The organism is Bradyrhizobium tropiciagri, from assembly GCF_018130545.1.
GTDB lineage: Bacteria > Pseudomonadota > Alphaproteobacteria > Rhizobiales > Xanthobacteraceae > Bradyrhizobium > Bradyrhizobium tropiciagri_A.
In genome coordinates this window covers 142,027-159,531 of record NZ_JAFCKF010000004.1, presented here as the reverse complement: position 1 = coordinate 159,531, position 17,505 = coordinate 142,027, and the positions used below count along the sequence as shown (strand labels likewise).

Genomic DNA, 17,505 nt, shown 5'->3' with positions numbered 1-17,505 from the left:
ATCGCGATCCGCTTGCCTCTCCCGGCTGGGAGAGGTGAGCGGAGTTGCGCTTCGCGACGGCTCATTTGCTCCGATGCGCTTGCAACGGAACCTTTGCGCACAAGGACTCAAATCGCTTGAAATACTGAGATCTTACGACGTCTTTGTGCCAGCTGAGATAAATGTGCAGCGGGAGGCTGTTGGCAAGCGGCACCACCGCAAGCGGCATGTCCCATTCATCGGCCACCGAGAACTCATCAACAATTGCGATACCCACTCCGTTAGCGACCAGGCTCACAGCGGTCTCTATGTGTCTTATCAAGACGCAAATCTGCGGTTCGTGTCCCGTAGACTCGAACATTTGCGAGACAGCCGCTCCGTGTGGCGTCATCGGGTCGAAAGAGATTAGAGGCTCTTTTGCCAGCTGCTGGACCGTCACTTGTCTGCGTTTGGCGAGAGGGTGCGTCTTTGGAATGAGCGCGACCAGTCGGCCGGTTCGGACGGACCGCGACTCCACGAGGGGATGGCGGATGGGAAATACCGAGACGACGCATTCGCCACGCTGAAACAACAGATAGTCGATGATCTGCTCGAACAGGAGAACGTCGACTTGAAAGTTGAGTTTTGGCAGAGCCGTTCGCATCGCCGCGACCACGCGCGGCACCAGGCATCGTCCCGGACTACCCGTGCATCCGAGCTTGAAGACGCTTCCTTCGCCCATCGTCATTTTGTCGACGGCGTCACCTAGCTCATCCAGCTGCCGATAGACACGATTGACCAGGGTAAGAAGCGCTCCCGCCTCTTTGGTCGGGATCAAACGGCCTCTGACCCGCTCGAACAATTTGAAATTGAGAACATCTTCCGTTCGCTTGACCACGCGCGAAAGACTAGGCTGCGCGACGTGGAGCACATTCGCCGCACCGTTCAGCGAACCGGAAAGCATGACAGCTCGAAATACTTCGATCTGTCTCAAACTCAGCCGCCGGCGTTCTCCGGCAAGGTCTCCAACCTCCATCAGGTTTAGCGACGACGCTTGGTTCTTCCGACGACCCGTCATGATCAACCTATGCCTCCAGGGCATATGATAGGCATAAAACGGCATTGGTGCTATTCTCGGTGTCGCCCTACAGCCTCCTGAACGAACTAAGAACACAACGCGTGGGCTCTGCACTTGCAAAGCCCGACGATGGAGGACGCCGTGGGCACGTTCGATTCCCAGGTCATCTACGAAGAAGAGGTCACGAAGGGCCGCAGGCGCGTCGTGCGGAGGCCGCTCGGTTCGTTGCACGAACCGGCGCGTGAGGTCCCCATCATGCACGACGTGGATGTTCTGGTTGTCGGTGGCGGTCCTGCCGGAACCACCGCCGCCATCGCGGCTGGACGCATGGGTGCACGCGTCCTGCTGGTCGAACGCTACAATCACCTCGGTGGGCTCTCGACTGGCGGGCTGGTGATCTGGATCGACCGCATGACGGATTGGAACGGCAATCTCGTCATCCAAGGGCTGGGTGCGGAACTCGTCGACCGCCTCCCATCGCACGCAAAGTTGGGCCCGGATCGCGCCACATGGGGCTCCCATAACGCCGACGATGTCGCGATCTGGAAGCCTCGTTTTTCGGCGTTCCACGATACGGTGACCTGGGCGCCAATGATCGACCCCGAAGCGCTCAAGGCGGTATCGCTCGCTGCCGTCCGCGAATCCGGCGCGCAGGTTCTCTTCCACGCCTGGGCCTCATCCGCGGTCGTCGACAATGGCCGGCTGCGTGGCGTCATCTTTGAATCCAAGAGCGGCCGCTTCGCCGTAACGTCCCGAGTCGTTGTGGACACCACCGGCGATGGCGACGTCTTTGCCAGTGCGGGCGAAGCTTCGGCCGGCGATGTGGAGGCCAGCAGCATCCATCAATGCATCAATACGTCCTGGCTTTGGGGTGGTGTCGATTGTGAGTCATGGCTTCGCTTCCGACGATCGCCTGAATATGAGGAATTCTCTGACCGGGCCCGGAAACAATTGGGGCTTTTTGAATGGCCGATCGCCGGATGGCGGAACGACATTGCCGTGTTCATGGGCCCGCGGTGGGCGGGCTACAGCGGCCTCGACGTGCAGGATCTCACCGAGGTCGAACTGCGCTCGCGAGACAAGATGACGGAGTTGCTGGAATATTATCGAGAACATGCGCCGGGCTTCAAGGACGCCTGGATCATGTTGACGGCACCACAGGTCGGAGTCCGCCAGACACGTCGTCTCCTAGGGCGTCAGATATTGACGCGAGAAGATTGGCAGGCCGGACGCGTGCACGCCGATGAGATCGGCGTCAGCCCCAGCCTCGGACCAAAGTGGCCGAGTGTTTCCGTGCCCTACGGAAGTCTGCTGCCCCGTTCAATGCCTGGATTGCTGGTCGCCGGCCGACATTTATCTGCGGACGCTTCATCACACACCTTCATGCGCGAAATACCGCAATGCTGGCTGACCGGGCATGCGGCCGGTGTTGCGGCAGGCCTTGCGGCGCAGGCGAACTGCGATCCAAGCGAGATCCCCGTCAATCTCCTGCAAAAGCAATTGTCAGAGCAAGGGGCCCATCTGCGCGCCCGTGAAACCGGGCGCCCTTCAGTTCTGGCTGGTCGCCAACCTCAATAGCTAGCGCAACACGGATTTCGTTCACAACGGCGCGACGTCTTCGAGCGCGCAGCAAAGATCGATCTTGAAAGATCGGCAAACTGGAGGAGGAAACAATCATGGACACCTCGAACAAGCATGCGATTTCCACCATTGTCGAGGGAGTGCCGTTCGAACGGCCGCTGCTGACAATCATCGGACTATGCTTCCTGTTGATGGTTTGCGATTCCTACGATGTGGCCGCCCTTTCATTTGCGGCGCCGGTCCTGATCAAGCAGTGGAGTCTCACACCCCAGGCCATGGGCTTGATATTCAGTGCGGGTCTTTTTGGCTTGCTGGTGGGTTCCATCCTGTTTGGGTGGGTCGGCGACCGATACGGTCGCAAGCAAGCCATGATCATCGGCGCGCTCGGCTTTAGCGTGCTGACCGCAGCGACTGGATTTGCCCGGTCCGAGGAATCGCTGCTTGCGCTTCGCTTCCTTGCGACGATCGGCCTGGGAGGCGCGGTGCCGAACGCCGTCGCACTCACATCCGAATTCACCCCAAAGGCATATCGGATCACCGCGGTCGGCGTCATTTTCGCCGGCTACTCCATTGGCGGCATCGCTGCGGGCTTGTCGGCGGCCTACGTCGTTGGCGCGCTCGGCTGGCAAACGATGTTCTTCATCGGTGGAGCGCTTTCGCTGCTCTGCACCTGCGCATTCTTGCTGCTGCCGGAATCGCTCGCCTACCTCGCCTCGCGTCCCGAACGCCGGCGTGAAGCGATCATGGTTGCCAACTATGTCAGGCCGGACCTCAAGCTGGATTCAACGAGTGAGTTGATACCCGACGTCCCGGCAGATGTTCCACGCGCACAATTTTCCGATCTGTTTCGCGGTCCGCTCATGGTTGCGACCCCTTTGCTATGGATCGTCTACATTGCCAGCGCTATGACCGTCTTCTCCCTGGTTAGCTGGATGCCGGTCGCAGCCCAGTCGGTGGGGCTTTCGCAGAGTGCAGCGGCTGTGGCAACGGCGCTGCTCTTTGCCGGCAGCGCCGTCGGAGGGATTGTCGCGGGCTGGATTGCTGATCGCCTTGGTATCCTCGCGGTCGCAGGAATGGGCGTTCTTGGCTTTCCCGCAGTGGCCACTCTTGGCTCTTTGGGCAACAGCGCCGAGTTGCTGCTACCCGCGAGTTTTTTCGCCGGCTTCTTTGCGTTCGGCGGGCAGACCTGCCTCCACGGTGTCGTCGGTTCTCTTTACCCAACGAACGTGAGAGCCAACGGCGTGGGTTGGGCAATCGGTATCAACAAGATTGGCTCGATTGCGGGCCCGTATATCGGTGGCCTTCTGCTGTCGCATCTCACCGGACAGCAACTTTTCCTGGCTGCAGCCAGCCCGTTGGTGGTGGTCGTTGTCGTTGCCCTCGCGCTTTGGATCGTCCTGTCCTCGTCAACACGTAGCAGCGCGCGATCCGCAACCAGCATCGTTCACTAGTCTTCGCGGGAATCACGCCAGGACGGCGTCAAGTCGACGCCTCCCCCTTCGATCCCGGCACACCGCCGAACGACTTCGCCTGCTCGGCGCGGCCGGCGTCGACGATGCGGGTGGTGGCGGTTTCGATCTGGTCGCGCAGGCGGGTCATGAACTCGTCGCGCGGCAAGCCCGGCGGCAGCGGATCGAGGAATTCGACCACCAGCGTGCCGGGATAGCGCATGAAGGTACGGCGCGGCCAGAACAGGCCGGAATTGAGCGCGATCGGCAGGCACGGCACGCCGCTCTCGGCATAGATCTGGGCGACCCCGGCCTTGTAGTTCGGCACCGCGCCGGGCGCGGTGCGGGTGCCCTCGGGGAAGATCACGAGCTGCCGGCCGCGCTTCACCTCGGCGGCCGCGGCCTTCAGCGTCTTGATCAGCGAGCGCGGGCCGCCGCCGCGCTCGACCGAGATCATGCCGGCCTTCTTCAAATACCAGCCGAACACCGGGATCATCATCAGCTCGCGCTTGAGGATGAACAGCGGATGCTCGAAGAAGCGCACCAGCGCGAAGGTCTCCCAGAACGACTGATGCTTCGAGGCGACCACCAGCGGTCCCGCCGGAATCTTCTCGACGCCGCGGAACTCGATCCTGATGTTGCAGATCACGCGCATCAGGAACAGGCTGGTGTGGGCCCACGCGGCTTCCAGCGCCATCAGGGCGCCGCGCGGCAGCAGCAGTGTCGGCAGCGCGACGATGCAGAGCACCACCAGCACCAGATAGAACAGCACGTTGAAGATCAGCGAGCGCAGGAAGATCATCTCGGTCCCAGTGCTAATTCGCCTGCGCCGTTGCCGGGCGGCGGGGCGCGGCTGCCGGCTCGGCAAGATCCGAAGTCAGGTCGAGGCCGATATCGGCCAGCCGCACCCGGACCTCCGCGGCGACATATTTGGCGTATTCCGATAGCAAGAGACGGAAGGTTCCGCCACTCGTCCACCACGGCTCGTCGCGCCATTTATCACCGACCACCGCGAACGGGATCAGCGTGATCTCCGGCATCGCATGTGACAGTTCCACGATCGCCCTGGGCATGTGGTAGTTCGAGGTCACCACGATCAGCGACTTGAAGCCGCGCTCGCGCGCCCAGCGCCGCGTCTCCGCCGCATTGCTGCGGGTATTGACCGCCGAGCGGTCGAGATCGACGCAGCAGCTCATCAGCCCCCGGCTGTCGGGCACCGAACGGGAAATGTCGCCGGCATCGTTGGTCGGGTGCACGCCCGAGATCAACAGACGCTTGCCGTAGCCCGCGGCCAGCAGTTCCATCGCATCCGACACCCGCGACGAGCCGCCGGTCAGCACCACGATCCCGTCGGCATTGTGCGGCGGATCGGTCTCGACGCCGCGCAGTTGCGACAGGAATCCGATGAAGCCGACCGCGGCGGCGACAAACACCAGCGCCAGCGGCGCGACGATAGCAGCGCGCAGCCAGCCACGCGGGCGCGCGGCATGGCCATTCGGCGACGTATCGTCGGGCTGCAAACTCATGTGATGCGGTCGTCCTTCCCCCCGGGGATTTTAGAGCATGAACCGGCAAAGTGGAAACCGGTTTTGCCGGGCCAAGGTCGCGTGTATGCACGCGAAATCACACTCGGGCGACCAAACGCGATCACGAAATCGGCCCCATGATTGCGCTATCGCAAGCCGTCAATCGATGTCGTCGAGCGTGGCGAACAGGGTACGCCGCGATGCCCATGCGGTGATCGCCGCGATCAGCACCGCCTGCATCGCCAGCACCAGATAGCCGGACGGACGCAGCGAGAACGTGCCCAGCAGTGCCGCGAACTGGTCGCCCACCGGCGTGCCGGAGAACCAGTTGGCGATCGACTCGGAGAAGCCGAACGCCAGCATCGCCGCGCCGCCGCCGATCAATCCGCCCTCAAGGCCGAGCCGGAGGAAATGGCGCAGGAAGCGGTTGGCGATAAAGCTGTCGCCGGCGCCGACGAAATGCAGCACCTCGACGATCGGGCGGTTGGAAGCCATCGCGCCGCGGGTCGCGAACGACACCGAGATGATGGTGGCTATGATGACGAGGATCAGGATGCCGACGCCGGCAAACACGGTGGCGCCGGTCATCGAGCGCATGCGTTCGATCCAGGCGCGGTGATCGTCGACGCTTGCGGTCGGCGCCGCCTGCGTCAGGCGCGCGCGTAGCGCCGCGAGATCGAGCGTGGTGCCGGGCTGCACCCGCGCCACGATGACGCGCGGCACCGGCAGATCATCGATCGACAGCCCGCTGCCGAGCCACGGCTCCAGCAGCTTTGCGGATTCCTCCTTGCTGAACGGCCGGACCTCGAGAATGCCGGACTGCGCCCGCACCGCATCCACTGCGGCCTGCGCGTCGCGATCGAGGTCGCGGCCGGGTGACGGACGCACCTGGACGGTGATCTCGCTCGAGACTTCCGACTGCCATTCGGCGGCCGAGGCGCTGACCAAAAGCACAGTGCCCGTCGTCAGCGAGGCAAGGAAGGTCATGATCGCGACCACCGCGACCAGCGCGCGGCCGGAGATCGAGGCGCGCGGCACGATCGGCGACATATTGCGCGCGGTGGCCGGGACCTGCGGGCGTTCACGCCCGAGATCGACCAACGACACTTTCTCGTCGCCGCTCCTACTCATAGATGTGCAGCCGTCCCTGATGCAGCACCAGCCGCCGCGCCTCGTATTGATCCATCAGCGTGATGTCGTGGGTCGCGATGATTACAGCGGTACCCGATTTGTTGAGCTCGATGAACAGCCGTAGCAGGCGGCGCCCGAGCGTCGGATCGACGCTGCCGGTCGGCTCGTCGGCCAGCAGCAATTGCGGCCGCGAGATCACGGCGCGCGCGATCGCCGCGCGCTGCTTCTCGCCGCCCGACAGGATCGGCGGCAGCGCATCCATACGCTCGCCGAGGCCGACCCACTTCAACAGATCGATCACCTCGCGGCGATAGCTGGATTCCTCGCGGCCCATCACCCGGAACGGCAGCGCGACGTTCTCGTAGGTGGTCATGTGGTCGAGCAGCCGGAAGTCCTGCAACACGATGCCGATCCGCTTGCGCAGGTCGGCGACCTGGTCCTTGTTGAGCAGGGAGACGTCCTTGCCGAACAGATTGACCAGCCCGCGGGTCGGTCGCAGCGACAGGAACAACAGCCGCAGCAGCGAGGTCTTGCCGGCGCCGGACGGCCCGGTGAGGAACTGGAACGAGTGCGCCGGAATCATGAACGAGAGGTCGCGCAAAATCTCCGGGCCGAGCCCGTAGCGCAGACCGACATTTTCGAACCGAACCAATGCGCTAGCTCCGTTCGAGAGGGCCTGTGGCCCAATACCCAACACTGACGGCGGCCCGAACACCCCGCCGAGCGGCCGCGAACCGCACAGAAAGCTTGTGCGACGGTTATGGTTTCCGATTCGTTAACGGTCGCTCAGTAGCATCCGGGCATACCACACGGTGGAGATTCGGCTCCATGCATATCGTTTGCCCGCATTGTACAACATCCTATGCCATCAATCCGGCCACCCTGGGGGAGGCCGGACGCTCCGTCCGTTGTTCCCGCTGCCGAGAGGTCTGGCTGGCCCGGCCGGAGGATGCGATCGGGGCGACCGCGCCGACCCTGGCCTATGAGGCCGCAGGCTCTGATCTTGCCGCCGAATGGGAGGCGATGGGCAGCGCGGAGGCTGACGACACCCCGATGGTCGACAGTCCCTCGATTTCGGCCGATTTGCCCGAGGGGACCGATACCGCCACGGACTGGCCGGCGGTCGCCGCGGCGGATGCCGCTGCCCATGCCGACGGCGAGGAGCCGGTCGGAACCCGGCGCCGCTTCCGCCTTCCCCGCCTGTTCCGGCTGCCCTCGCTGCCGCGGATTCCGTTCATGCCTGTCATCGGCGCCCTGCCGACCACCTGTGCGGCGATGGCCGCGCTGATCGTCGCGCTGTTCGTCTGGCGCAACGACGTGGTGCGGCTGCTGCCGCAGACCGCGCTGTTCTACAGGATGGTCGGGCTCGACGTGAATCTGCGCGGGCTCGCCTTCAAGGACCTCAAGATCACCAACGAGACCGTCGACGGCAAGCCGGTGCTGGTGATCGAGGGTGCAATCGTCGGCCAGACCAGGAAGCCGGTCGAACTGCCGCGGCTACGCTTCTCGGTCCGAGACGCCAAGGGCGCAGAGATCTACGCCTGGAATGCGGTGCTGGAACAGCCGGTGCTCAATCCCGGCGAGCGCGCCTTCTTCAAGTCGCGCCTCGCCTCGCCGCCGCCCGAAGGCCGCAATATCGACGTACGCTTCTTCAACAAGCATGACCTCACCGGCGGCCGCGCCTGAGCCGCCGGCTCACTCTTTCGGGACCTGACCCATCACCATGACCCGTGTTCTGATCGCCGACGACGAAGACTCGATGCGCTCGCTGGTGGCCCGCGCCATCGCCATGGACGGCCACGAGACCGTCACTGCGCAGGACGGCGCCGAGGCGCTGGAGGTTCTGACGCGCGATGAAGGCGCATTCGACCTGCTGCTCACCGACATCCAGATGCCCGTGATGGACGGCATTGCGCTGGCGCTGACCGCGGCGCGCGACTTCCCCGCGTTGAAGATCCTGCTGATGACCGGCTTCGCCCATCAGCGCGAACGCGCCTCCGGCCTCGAGGCGATCGTGCATGACGTGGTGACCAAGCCGTTCTCGGTGGCCGATATCCGCACCGCGGTGGCGGACGCGCTGGCGGCGAGGAAGGCGAGCTAGAGCATGATCCGGAAAAGTGCGAAGCGGTTTTCCGAAGAAGATCATGCAAAAAAATAAGAATCTAAAGCATGCCTGACCGCTGGCTCAGCTCGGAAAGCAAGCCTGGGCCGTCAGCACGATCGGCGCCACGTTGAGAAACTGCATAAACTGAAATGTATAGCTCGCGCTGACCTGGTTGCCGCAGGCTGACGCGGCGTAGGTGAAGGTCTGCGTCGGGAATGTGAGGCCGAACGCCTGTTGCGCCGCGTAGGTCGTGATCGCGTTGCCGTTGGGACAGAGCGTGCTGTTGACGGTTGCGCAGCGCGCCGCCATTTCCGTGCCGTGCTGCAGCCCGAGCTGTGTCCAGAACAGCAACCCGAATTCGATGATCCCGAAGATGAACAGGAAGAACACGGGAGCGGTCAGGGCAAATTCCAGCGCAGAGGCCCCTCGATCGTCGCGCCACAACGCCGTGCGTTTCACTGCAGCCTCGCAGTGGACTGGGCGTTAAAGGTATAGGTGGTCGCCACGATCTGGTAATTGATCAGCGTGTAGTAGGTCCCCTGCGCCGAGACCATCGCATAGGTCCCGGCTTGTGCGCCGCTCGGACACACTGCGCCGCAGCTGACGGTGCTGATTCCGGCACTCGTTGGACATCCACAGAACTGAATCGGTTGCGGCGACGCGGTGATGGCCGTGGAATTCGTCGCGGCTATCACGGCGTTGGACACGCCGGTCGTATCGAAGCCGCGCACGATCGCGTATTGCGCTCCCGCCTGTGCGGCATTTTCGACCTGCATCTTGTGGAAGAGCGCAAGCCCGATGTCGGTAACCGAGACGACCATCAGGGTCAGCAACGGGATCATGACACCGAATTCGATCGCCGCTACGCCGCGTCGGTCGCGAACGCTGGTGCGCAGGTGCCGCAAGAGAGCGCTGAACAATCGGCTGGGACTCATGGACGAAGACCTCTGGATTTGCATCGGAGCCAACCTCACTCGATGAGTTGCGCGGTTTGCGAGCCTATCGTCGCGGTGCCGAGCGCCGAACAATTGACCTGCAAGTTCGACGAGCCGGTGAACGTCAAGGTATCTGCGATGATCTTGGTGCAGGATGTGCTGGTGCCGTTTCCGCCACTGAAGCTGAGGTTGGCCTTCGGCAGATAGATGGCACCACCAAAGTTCTGGGTACCGCCGCCCGTGAGACTAAAACCGGTCCCGGTCGGCATGTTGCGATCGCCGTAGATGACGATGCCTTTGGTGGCGCCGGAGGTCGGTGCCGTCAGATCGATGATCGCGTTGCTGCCGATTGAAGCGGTACCCCAGTTGCTTCCCGACCCCGTGAACACCAGGGTCACGTTGGTACCCGTGATCGTGGCATTGCCCGCTACGCTCAAGCTCGCGCCGTCGAAATAATAAATCGCGGGATTAAGGTTTCCGGGGTTCAGATTTAATGTTGCTCCGGCATTGACCGTGATGTTGCCGCTGTAGCAGCCAGGGCTAAGTGAGCTGGTCTTCCCATTGGCGTTGATCGTGTACTTCTTGCTATCGCAGCTCGGCTCCGATGGGGGCGAGACGTTCGCATACGGATCGGCGATCGGCTGGATGTGCGTCTTGATGCCGTTAGTTGCCGTGATGTTGCTGGTGCCGGAGACGTCGCCGACAACTCCGACCTGATTTGCGGAAACCGCCGCATTGCCCGCAACGTTGAGTGATGGGCTTGCGTTCGAGTTGCTATAGAGGTTGCACTTGATCAGATTGAGCTGATTGCTGCCGCTCACATTGACGGCGGCGCTAGCCGTCGGATCGAGGGCGAGAACGCAACCGGTCCCGGAATTCGGCAGGGCGACCGCGCGCGCGGTGACCATGACGGGATTCGAGCCGAACAGGGCCGACAGCAGTCGCGGTTGCGGCTGGGTGACAACGACTTCGACCGCCTGCGGATTGGATGTGTAATTGCCTGCCTTCGGCGGCTGATTCACGGCGATCGTGACGTTGTTCACCGTGTTGACGTAGCCGTAGTTTGCCGTCACCGCATTGGCTTCGGACAGCAGGTCGGCGCCTGCACTTGCCGCGGTTGCAGCGCTGACGGCGCCCGAGTCGGCCGCGCTCTGCATGTTCTTGTGCTTATAGTACCACCAGCCCACTTCAGTGCCGAGCCCTGCCGTGCCCACCAGGACCGGCATCAGCAGCGCTGAGATAATGACATAGCTGCCCGACTGGTCGCGAACGAAGCGTCGGAGCAGGCTGGTCTTCTCAAGGTTCCGGCGAGCTTCACGCAATGGCCGGCACGACGATGCAATGAATAAACGGCTGCAGTGCCTCATGTGATCTCCTGAGACGCTTGCCAATTATCCGAAACAGAATGACGCAGGCGACTTAAATGCGCGCCAACGGGAACCCGACAATTTGAAAGAAGTTTTTGCGAGCCGATGTCGGGCATTCGGGCCCGATCTGCGGCCGTGACGGTTCGCTCTGGCTGCCGCTGCCCTACCGAGAGCCGGCGCGGGTGCCGGGGCTACCCCGCGTCTGCGAGGCTCCGGGCCGCGCTTGCTATTGCTTGATCAGATTGAACTCTTGGGTCAACAGCTTTCGGTTGCCCTGCCACACCTCGACCGTCCAGATGCCGGGGACATGCGTCCAATCGTCTGACATCTTCCAGTAGATCCAATAGTGCGCATTCCCGATGGTAGGGCCGGGATCGATATAATCATCGGTTAGTTTTGCCGCTCCACCGCCCGGTGGCTTGAGACCGGGTTGGGGATAGTGCCACACGATCCTCACAGGAATCGTCGCGCCCTTCGGCCGACCCTCGGCATGAACCTGCACACCGATGGTGAAGTCGCCGGGCTTCAAGATGATAGTCTTGCCCACCTCCTGGAGCTTGATGTCGCCGCCATTCAGCACTTCGCCGGTCGATATGTCGCTGTTGGTTTTTATCTTGACCTTGGTGAGCGAAAACGTGCCGGGTGTGATGTCGGTGAATCGACTGATTTCGGGTTTCGCCGCCTGCGCAGCCGGGACACACATCAAGAAAAGCACAACGAAGAGCGCAATGCGCATAGTCTTATCTCTTCAAAAAAAGGGCGAAGCCACAGGGTAAAATCCAAGCCTGTGCTGAAACAATGAGCGCCCGCAAGACCGGGCCCGCGAGCATGAGGCATCGCCAAGCTGCGACGTTTCAATCGCTGATATCCGTAGAATCCCGGGGCACCCGCCTTCGCGGGTGACGACGGCCGGGGCCGCTTCACTATCCTCAATAATCCTTCAGCAGGCGCTCGATATAGTCGAGCTCGATCTGCGGCCGTGACGGATCGGCGAGGCGGCGGCGCAGCTCTTCGAGGATACGGCGGACGCGCTGCACGTCGATCTCGCCGGGGATCTTCACGGTGTAGTCGTCGCCGAATTCGCGGCCATGCAGCGGACGGCCGAGCGGATCGGTCTGGTTGCCGCCGCTCTGCTGACGGCCGGCGCGGTTGCCGGGGCTGTCGCCCGGCTGGTCGCCATCGCCCTGCTGCATCGCGTCGGCCAGGCTCTGCGCACCCTTGCGCAGCGCATCGAGCGCACGGCCCTGCGAGTCCACCGCGCCGTCGGCATTGCCCTCGCCGAGCCGGCCGGAGGCATCGCCCATCGCGGAGTCAGCCTGGTCGAGCCCGTCGCCGTCGTCATCGCCCTGATCGCCGCCCTGGTCGCCCTGTTGCGCCTGGTCACCCTTCTGACCCTGGCCCTTCTGCCCTTGCTGGCCCTTCTGGCCGCGCTGATCCGGGCCCATGCCGCGCTTGGCGAGCTCTTCCTGCAGCTTCTTGAGCCGGTCGCGCAGCGCCTGCTGATCCTGCTGCAGGTCGCCCATCGACTGCTCGCCCTGCTTGCCGCGCATGCGGTCGCGGCGGGAATCCTGGCCCTGCTTGAAGGTCTTGTCGCGCAATTGCTGCTGCTTGCGGATCATGTCGCCGAGTTCGTTGAGCGACTGCTGCATGTCGTCGTCGCCCTGGTTGGGCTGCGCCATCTGCAGGTTTTCCAGCATCTGCTGCATCTGCTCGAGCAGCTGCCGTGCCGCCTCCTTGTCGCCGGAGCGCGACAGCCGCTCCATGCGATCGAGCATGTTCTTGAGATCCTGCTGGCTCAGGACCTTGGCGTTGGGATCGAGCGGCCGCGCGAGCTGCTGCGGATTGTTGCGGAACTGCTCGACCATCTGGCGCAGGAAATTGTCCAGCGCCGCGCGCAGATTGTCGGTGAGCTTCTTGATCTCCTCGTCGCTCGCGCCGCGCTCCAGCGCCTGCTTGAGCGCGTCCTGCGCCGCGCGCAGCGCCTTGTCGACGTCGCTGATGTTGCCGTCCTCGATGGTGACGGCGAGCGCCCACAGGCTGGCGACGACCTCGCGCAGCTGATCGTCGGTGCGCGCCGCCTCGAGCTGGCGGGCGACGGTGTGCAGGCCGAGATAATAGCCGGTCTCCGGCATGAACATTTCGGGCGCGATCATCAGCGCGTCGAGCGCGGCGTAGACCTGGCCATTCTGGTTGGCGTCGAGCGCCAGGATCCGGCGCTGCTCGATCAGCGCCCGCGCCAGGGGCTTGGTGAACAGCCGCTCGGGCAGCCGCATGTTGAACGGCTCGCTCTTGCCCTCATTGCCGGCCTCGTCCTTCGCCGTCAGGGTCAGCGTCACGTCGGCGCCGGCATAGGGGTCTTCGCTGAGGTCCTTGACGGTCTGGCCGACGCCGTTGCGGGTGCGCGCATTCGGCAGCACCAGCGGGAATTGCGGCGGCTCGAACAGAGGACGCGGCTGGGTGACCTTGCCGTCGGCATCCTTCGGCGCATCACCCGGCCGCGGCGCGAATTGCGCGCGGGCTTCGGTCACGCCGTAATCGTCCTCGAGCTTGTAGGACATCTGCAAGGCACCGCGCGCCTGCCGCTCCGGATCCTTGGCGAGCGCGATCGACGGCGGCCGGTCCGGCGTCGCGGTGAATTTCCACTGCGGCTGGCCGGCCGGCGCACGGACATGCGCGGTGCCGTCGCCGGTGATCTTGAAGTGCCGCTCATTGGTGCCCTTGGGCGCCTGTCCTTCCGGCGCGACCTCGGCGACGCCGCCACCGACCACGACGTCGATGGTGCCGCCGCTGGAGCGCACCAGCAGCGTGCTGCCGGCCGGCACCGCCAGCGGGGTGGTGTCAGCCGCGGCAGCGTCCTTGTTGGCGTTGGACAGGATGATCGGCGGCTTGCCGGTATAGTTCGGCGGCGTGACCCAGGCGTCGACCCGGACATTGGCCGGCGCCATGATGCCGTTCCAGTCGAACGCGGAGGCGACCCGCAGGCTGCGCTCGTCGCCGGCGGCGACATAGCTCGCGACCAGCATCACGATGACCAGCGCGCGCAGCGCCCAGGGGTCGTGCAGCGAGACGCGCGGCCGCGGCAGCCCGGCGCGAATCCGCTTGATCGAGGCCAGCGTGCGCTCGCGTTGCGCCTGCCACAGCGCCAGCGCGAACGGATCCTTGTTGGTGAGCGTGTCGGAAAGCGTGGTCGCGGGGCGATGGCGAATGCCGGCGCCGCGGTCGAGCCGGCTCAGGCCCTCTTCGCGGCTCGGCCAGCGGAAGCGCACCAGCGGCGCCAACGCAGCGAGCGCGGCAAGGCCGAACAGGGCGGCGCCGGCCAAGCGTGCGGCAAACGGCAGCACCAGCCACAGCCCGGCCCAGGACGCGACCAGGAACAGACCCGCGACCGTCAGGAACCGCGCCAGATGCGGCCACGCCCGTTCCCACGCGATCGCGAATTTCGCCCGCTGCAGAGCCTCAGTGAGCTTCAGACGCGCGATCGCATCGCTGTCGGGGACGGCGCGTGAGGCGTTGTCAGACGGGTCGATGTTGGCTCCGCTCAATAAAATCTCCGGGGTAGCCGGCAGGTCAGCCTAGCACGGCGGCGGCTTTGAGGCACCCGTTCCCCGACGTAACCCACACCGGGAAATACGCATAACACGAAGGCGTGACTGCGGCAGTTCGACCCCGTAACTTCGCGGTCAGAACCAACGCCTTAACGAGGCACGCTCCGCGCATAACAAGAAAAGGAAACGAACCATGGAAATCGGATTCATCGGCCTCGGAAAGATGGGGTTCCCGATGGCGCGCCGGCTGATCGAGGCCGGTCACTCGCTCACCGTGTTCGACACCCGCAAGGATGTCGTCGACCAACTGGTTGCACGCGGCGCTGCGGCCGCAACGTCGCCGAAGGACGTCGCCGATCGCGTCGAGACCGTGATGGCGAGCCTACCCTCGCTGCAGGCTTCGCTCGAGGTCGCAACCGGCGCGGGCGGCGTGATCGAGGGCAAGCGCGTCAAGCGCTTCATCGATCTCTCCACCGTCGGCTCGCAGATGGCGGTGAAGATCCACGATCTCTTGGCCAAGAAGAACATCGTGCAGATCGACAGCCCGGTCTCCGGCGGCGTCTCCGGCGCCGAGAAGGGCACGCTGGCGGTGATGGTGTCGGGCCCGCGTGCCGATTTCGAGCTGGTGAAGAGCGCGCTCGACGTCATCGGCAAGGTGTTCTTCATCGGCACCAAGCCGGGCTCCGGCCAGACCATGAAGCTCGCCAACAATTTCCTGTCGGCGACCGCGATGGTCGCGACCTCGGAGGCTGTCGTGATGGGCGTGAAGTCCGGACTTGATCCCGCCGTGATGATCGACGTCATCAATGCCGGCTCGGGGATGAACACTGCAAGCCGCGACAAGTTTCCGCGCGCGGTGTTGCCGCGCAGCTTCGATTTCGGCTTCGCCACCGGACTGATGGTGAAGGACGTGCGACTCGCGGTCGAGGAAATGCGCGCGCTCGGGCTCTCGATGGAAGTCGCCGAGGCGGTGGGCCGGCTCTGGGAAGTCATCATCCGCGACGAGGGTCCGGAGTCGGATTTCACGGCGGCGATCAAGCCGATCGAGAAGGCCGCGGGTGTGATCGTCGGTGGGACCAAGGGCGGCAGTCACGCCGCGAAGTAATGCTCTCGCCGCAATAAACGCTGTCGTCCCGGGCAAGCGAAGCGCGACCCGGGATCCATAACCACAGGCGTTCGTGGTTTAGCTAAGCTGGAGCCCCAGCTCGGTTCAACCAGCAGTAACGGTGGTTATGGGTCCTGCCTTCGCCAGGACGACACCGTTGATGCGGCGCGCTCAGTGCCTCACAGCCACGGCGCAGGCTTGTCCATCGCGATCAGGGCGTCGACGTCGATACGCGGGCGGACCACGGCGTACTGATCGTCCTTGACCAGCACCTCCGGCACCAGCGGCCGGGTGTTGTAGGTGCCGGACTGCACCGCGCCATAGGCGCCGGCGGTCATGATCGCCAGCAGATCGCCGGCCTTCGGCTGCGGCAGCGCGCGGTCGAGCGCGAGATAGTCGCCGGTCTCGCAGACCGGGCCGACCACATCGGCGACCATGGTCGGCGTGCCCTGCGCCGGCTGCCGCACCGGCAGAATGTCGTGATGCGCTTCATATAGCGTCGGCCGGATCAGATCGTTCATCGCGGCGTCGATGATGACGAAGTTCTTGGCATCGCCCGGCTTCACATGGATCACGCGGGCAACGAGGATGCCGGCATTGCCGACGATCATGCGGCCCGGCTCGAACATCAGCGTGCAGCCGAGATTGTGCGTGACGCGCTTGACCATCGCGGCATAGGCCGCCGGTTCCGGCGGCGCGGCGCGGTCCATGTAATAGGGAATGCCGAGGCCGCCGCCGAAATCGATATGCGAGATGTCGTGGCCGTCGGCGCGCAGCGTCTGCACGAATTCGGCGAGCAGCCGGAAGGCGGCTTCCAGCGGGCCGAGATCGGTGATCTGGCTGCCGATATGCACGTCGGTACCGGTGACCTTGATGCCCGGCAGCTTTGCGGCGCGGGCATAGACCTCGCGGGCACGCGCGATCGGAATGCCGAACTTGTTCTCCGACTTGCCGGTCGAGATCTTGGCATGGGTGCCGGCATCGACGTCGGGATTGACGCGCACCGAGATCCGCGCGGTCTTCTTCATTTCGACCGCAAGGCGCGACAGCATCTCGAGTTCCGGTTCGGACTCGATGTTGATGCAGAGGATGTCGGTGGCGAGCGCGGCGCGCAGCTCGCCCTCGGTCTTGCCGACACCGGAGAACACGATCTTCGACGGCGGAATCCCGGCCGCCAGCGCCCGCTTCAATTCGCCGCCGGACACCACGTCGGCGCCGGCGCCGAGCTTGGCCAGCGTGCGCAGCACCGACTGGTTGGAGTTCGCCTTCATGGCGTAGCAGACCAGCGCCTTCTCACCGGCAAAGGCCTCGGTGAAGACGCGATAGTGCCGCTCCAGCGTCGCGGTCGAATAGCAATAGAACGGCGTGCCGACGGCTTCCGCCAACTCAATCAGATTGACCGCCTCGGCATGCAGCACGCCGTTGCGATAGTCGAAATGGTTCATAGCGGACTTAATTACCGAGCAGCGGATCGAGGATAAAGGACTTCTTCGCGCCCTTCGGTGCGGCCGGCGCGGCATCCGAGCCATAGGTCGGATTGAACACGCTGGGCTGCGCCGCCCGCTCGGCCTCGGTGTCGGTCGGTGCTGCTGCGCCCGGCGCGGCGTTCGCGGTCGGCGGCAGGTCGAGCGGTCCCTTGCGGCCGCAGCCGCCGAGCGCAAGCGCTGATACGCTCAGCACAATGATGGCCCATCCCGAGGGGGTCAGGCGGTTCTTGCTAATCACGA

The 17,505-nt window shown here is 64.1% G+C and carries 17 protein-coding genes; 5 read left to right on the top strand and 12 right to left on the bottom strand.

Going from position 1 to position 17,505, the window contains the following annotated elements:
* Window positions 1-61: 61 nt before the first annotated feature.
* Window positions 62-1,036, bottom strand: coding sequence for a LysR family transcriptional regulator (locus JQ616_RS18405; protein WP_249137055.1), 975 nt, complete (start codon window positions 1,034-1,036; stop codon window positions 62-64).
* Window positions 1,037-1,177: 141 nt separating this feature from the next.
* Here JQ616_RS18405 and JQ616_RS18400 point away from each other — a divergent pair, with 141 nt between their 5' ends.
* Both JQ616_RS18400 and JQ616_RS18395 read left to right on the top strand, forming a co-directional pair.
* On the top strand, window positions 1,178-2,614 hold the full coding sequence (locus tag JQ616_RS18400; protein ID WP_212016641.1) for an FAD-dependent oxidoreductase: 1,437 nt from the start codon (window positions 1,178-1,180) through the stop codon (window positions 2,612-2,614).
* Between the two features lie 98 nt (window positions 2,615-2,712).
* Window positions 2,713-4,068, top strand: a complete 1,356-nt coding sequence (locus tag JQ616_RS18395; protein ID WP_212016639.1) for an MFS transporter — start codon at window positions 2,713-2,715, stop codon at window positions 4,066-4,068.
* Window positions 4,069-4,096: 28 nt separating this feature from the next.
* Here JQ616_RS18395 and JQ616_RS18390 read toward each other — a convergent pair whose 3' ends face one another.
* From JQ616_RS18390 to ftsE, 4 genes are all read right to left on the bottom strand, one after another.
* Entirely contained in the window at window positions 4,097-4,867 is a 771-nt protein-coding gene (locus JQ616_RS18390) for a lysophospholipid acyltransferase family protein (protein ID WP_212016637.1), read from the bottom strand.
* Between the two features lie 13 nt (window positions 4,868-4,880).
* Window positions 4,881-5,591, bottom strand: coding sequence for a YdcF family protein (locus JQ616_RS18385; RefSeq protein WP_212016635.1), 711 nt, complete (start codon window positions 5,589-5,591; stop codon window positions 4,881-4,883).
* A 159-nt stretch (window positions 5,592-5,750) separates the two neighbouring features.
* The gene (locus JQ616_RS18380) at window positions 5,751-6,722 is read right to left on the bottom strand and encodes a cell division protein FtsX (protein WP_212016633.1); all 972 of its coding nucleotides are present in this window, start codon (window positions 6,720-6,722) and stop codon (window positions 5,751-5,753) included.
* On the bottom strand, window positions 6,715-7,374 hold the full coding sequence (ftsE, locus tag JQ616_RS18375) for a cell division ATP-binding protein FtsE (protein WP_212016631.1): 660 nt from the start codon (window positions 7,372-7,374) through the stop codon (window positions 6,715-6,717). Before ftsE ends, JQ616_RS18380 begins: the two co-directional genes overlap by 8 nt.
* A 176-nt stretch (window positions 7,375-7,550) precedes the next feature.
* On the opposite strand from ftsE, the gene JQ616_RS18370 reads away from it, so the two are divergent.
* A complete protein-coding gene (locus JQ616_RS18370; RefSeq protein ID WP_212016629.1) occupies window positions 7,551-8,408 on the top strand; it encodes an MJ0042-type zinc finger domain-containing protein in 858 nt (285 codons plus the stop codon).
* A 37-nt stretch (window positions 8,409-8,445) separates the two neighbouring features.
* Window positions 8,446-8,823 (top strand): response regulator, encoded by a 378-nt coding sequence (locus tag JQ616_RS18365; RefSeq protein ID WP_028340383.1) that lies wholly within the window; start codon window positions 8,446-8,448, stop codon window positions 8,821-8,823.
* Between the two features lie 84 nt (window positions 8,824-8,907).
* Here JQ616_RS18365 and JQ616_RS18360 read toward each other — a convergent pair whose 3' ends face one another.
* The 5 genes from JQ616_RS18360 to JQ616_RS18340 all read right to left on the bottom strand — a co-directional run bounded on the left by JQ616_RS18360 (window position 8,908) and on the right by JQ616_RS18340 (window position 14,670).
* Window positions 8,908-9,270: a TadE/TadG family type IV pilus assembly protein gene (locus tag JQ616_RS18360; protein WP_212016627.1), complete on the bottom strand. Its 363-nt coding sequence runs from the start codon at window positions 9,268-9,270 to the stop codon at window positions 8,908-8,910.
* Between the two features lie 11 nt (window positions 9,271-9,281).
* A complete protein-coding gene (locus JQ616_RS18355; RefSeq protein WP_249136975.1) occupies window positions 9,282-9,746 on the bottom strand; it encodes a TadE/TadG family type IV pilus assembly protein in 465 nt (154 codons plus the stop codon).
* 50 nt (window positions 9,747-9,796) lie between these two features.
* Complete coding sequence (locus JQ616_RS18350; protein WP_212016625.1) at window positions 9,797-11,128, bottom strand: pilus assembly protein TadG-related protein; 1,332 nt, start codon at window positions 11,126-11,128, stop codon at window positions 9,797-9,799.
* Between the two features lie 226 nt (window positions 11,129-11,354).
* Window positions 11,355-11,864 carry a hypothetical protein gene (locus tag JQ616_RS18345; RefSeq protein WP_212016623.1) on the bottom strand — a complete coding sequence of 170 codons (510 nt, stop codon included), beginning with the start codon at window positions 11,862-11,864 and terminating at the stop codon, window positions 11,355-11,357.
* A gap of 193 nt (window positions 11,865-12,057) precedes the next feature.
* On the bottom strand, window positions 12,058-14,670 hold the full coding sequence (locus JQ616_RS18340) for a TIGR02302 family protein (RefSeq protein ID WP_212016621.1): 2,613 nt from the start codon (window positions 14,668-14,670) through the stop codon (window positions 12,058-12,060).
* A gap of 196 nt (window positions 14,671-14,866) precedes the next feature.
* On the opposite strand from JQ616_RS18340, the gene JQ616_RS18335 reads away from it, so the two are divergent.
* Complete coding sequence (locus tag JQ616_RS18335) at window positions 14,867-15,778, top strand: NAD(P)-dependent oxidoreductase (RefSeq protein WP_212016619.1); 912 nt, start codon at window positions 14,867-14,869, stop codon at window positions 15,776-15,778.
* A gap of 179 nt (window positions 15,779-15,957) precedes the next feature.
* Here JQ616_RS18335 and lysA read toward each other — a convergent pair whose 3' ends face one another.
* Complete coding sequence (lysA, locus tag JQ616_RS18330) at window positions 15,958-17,223, bottom strand: diaminopimelate decarboxylase (RefSeq protein WP_212016617.1); 1,266 nt, start codon at window positions 17,221-17,223, stop codon at window positions 15,958-15,960.
* A gap of 7 nt (window positions 17,224-17,230) precedes the next feature.
* A complete protein-coding gene (gene lptM, locus JQ616_RS18325) occupies window positions 17,231-17,503 on the bottom strand; it encodes an LPS translocon maturation chaperone LptM (protein ID WP_212016615.1) in 273 nt (90 codons plus the stop codon).
* Window positions 17,504-17,505: the final 2 nt, after the last annotated feature.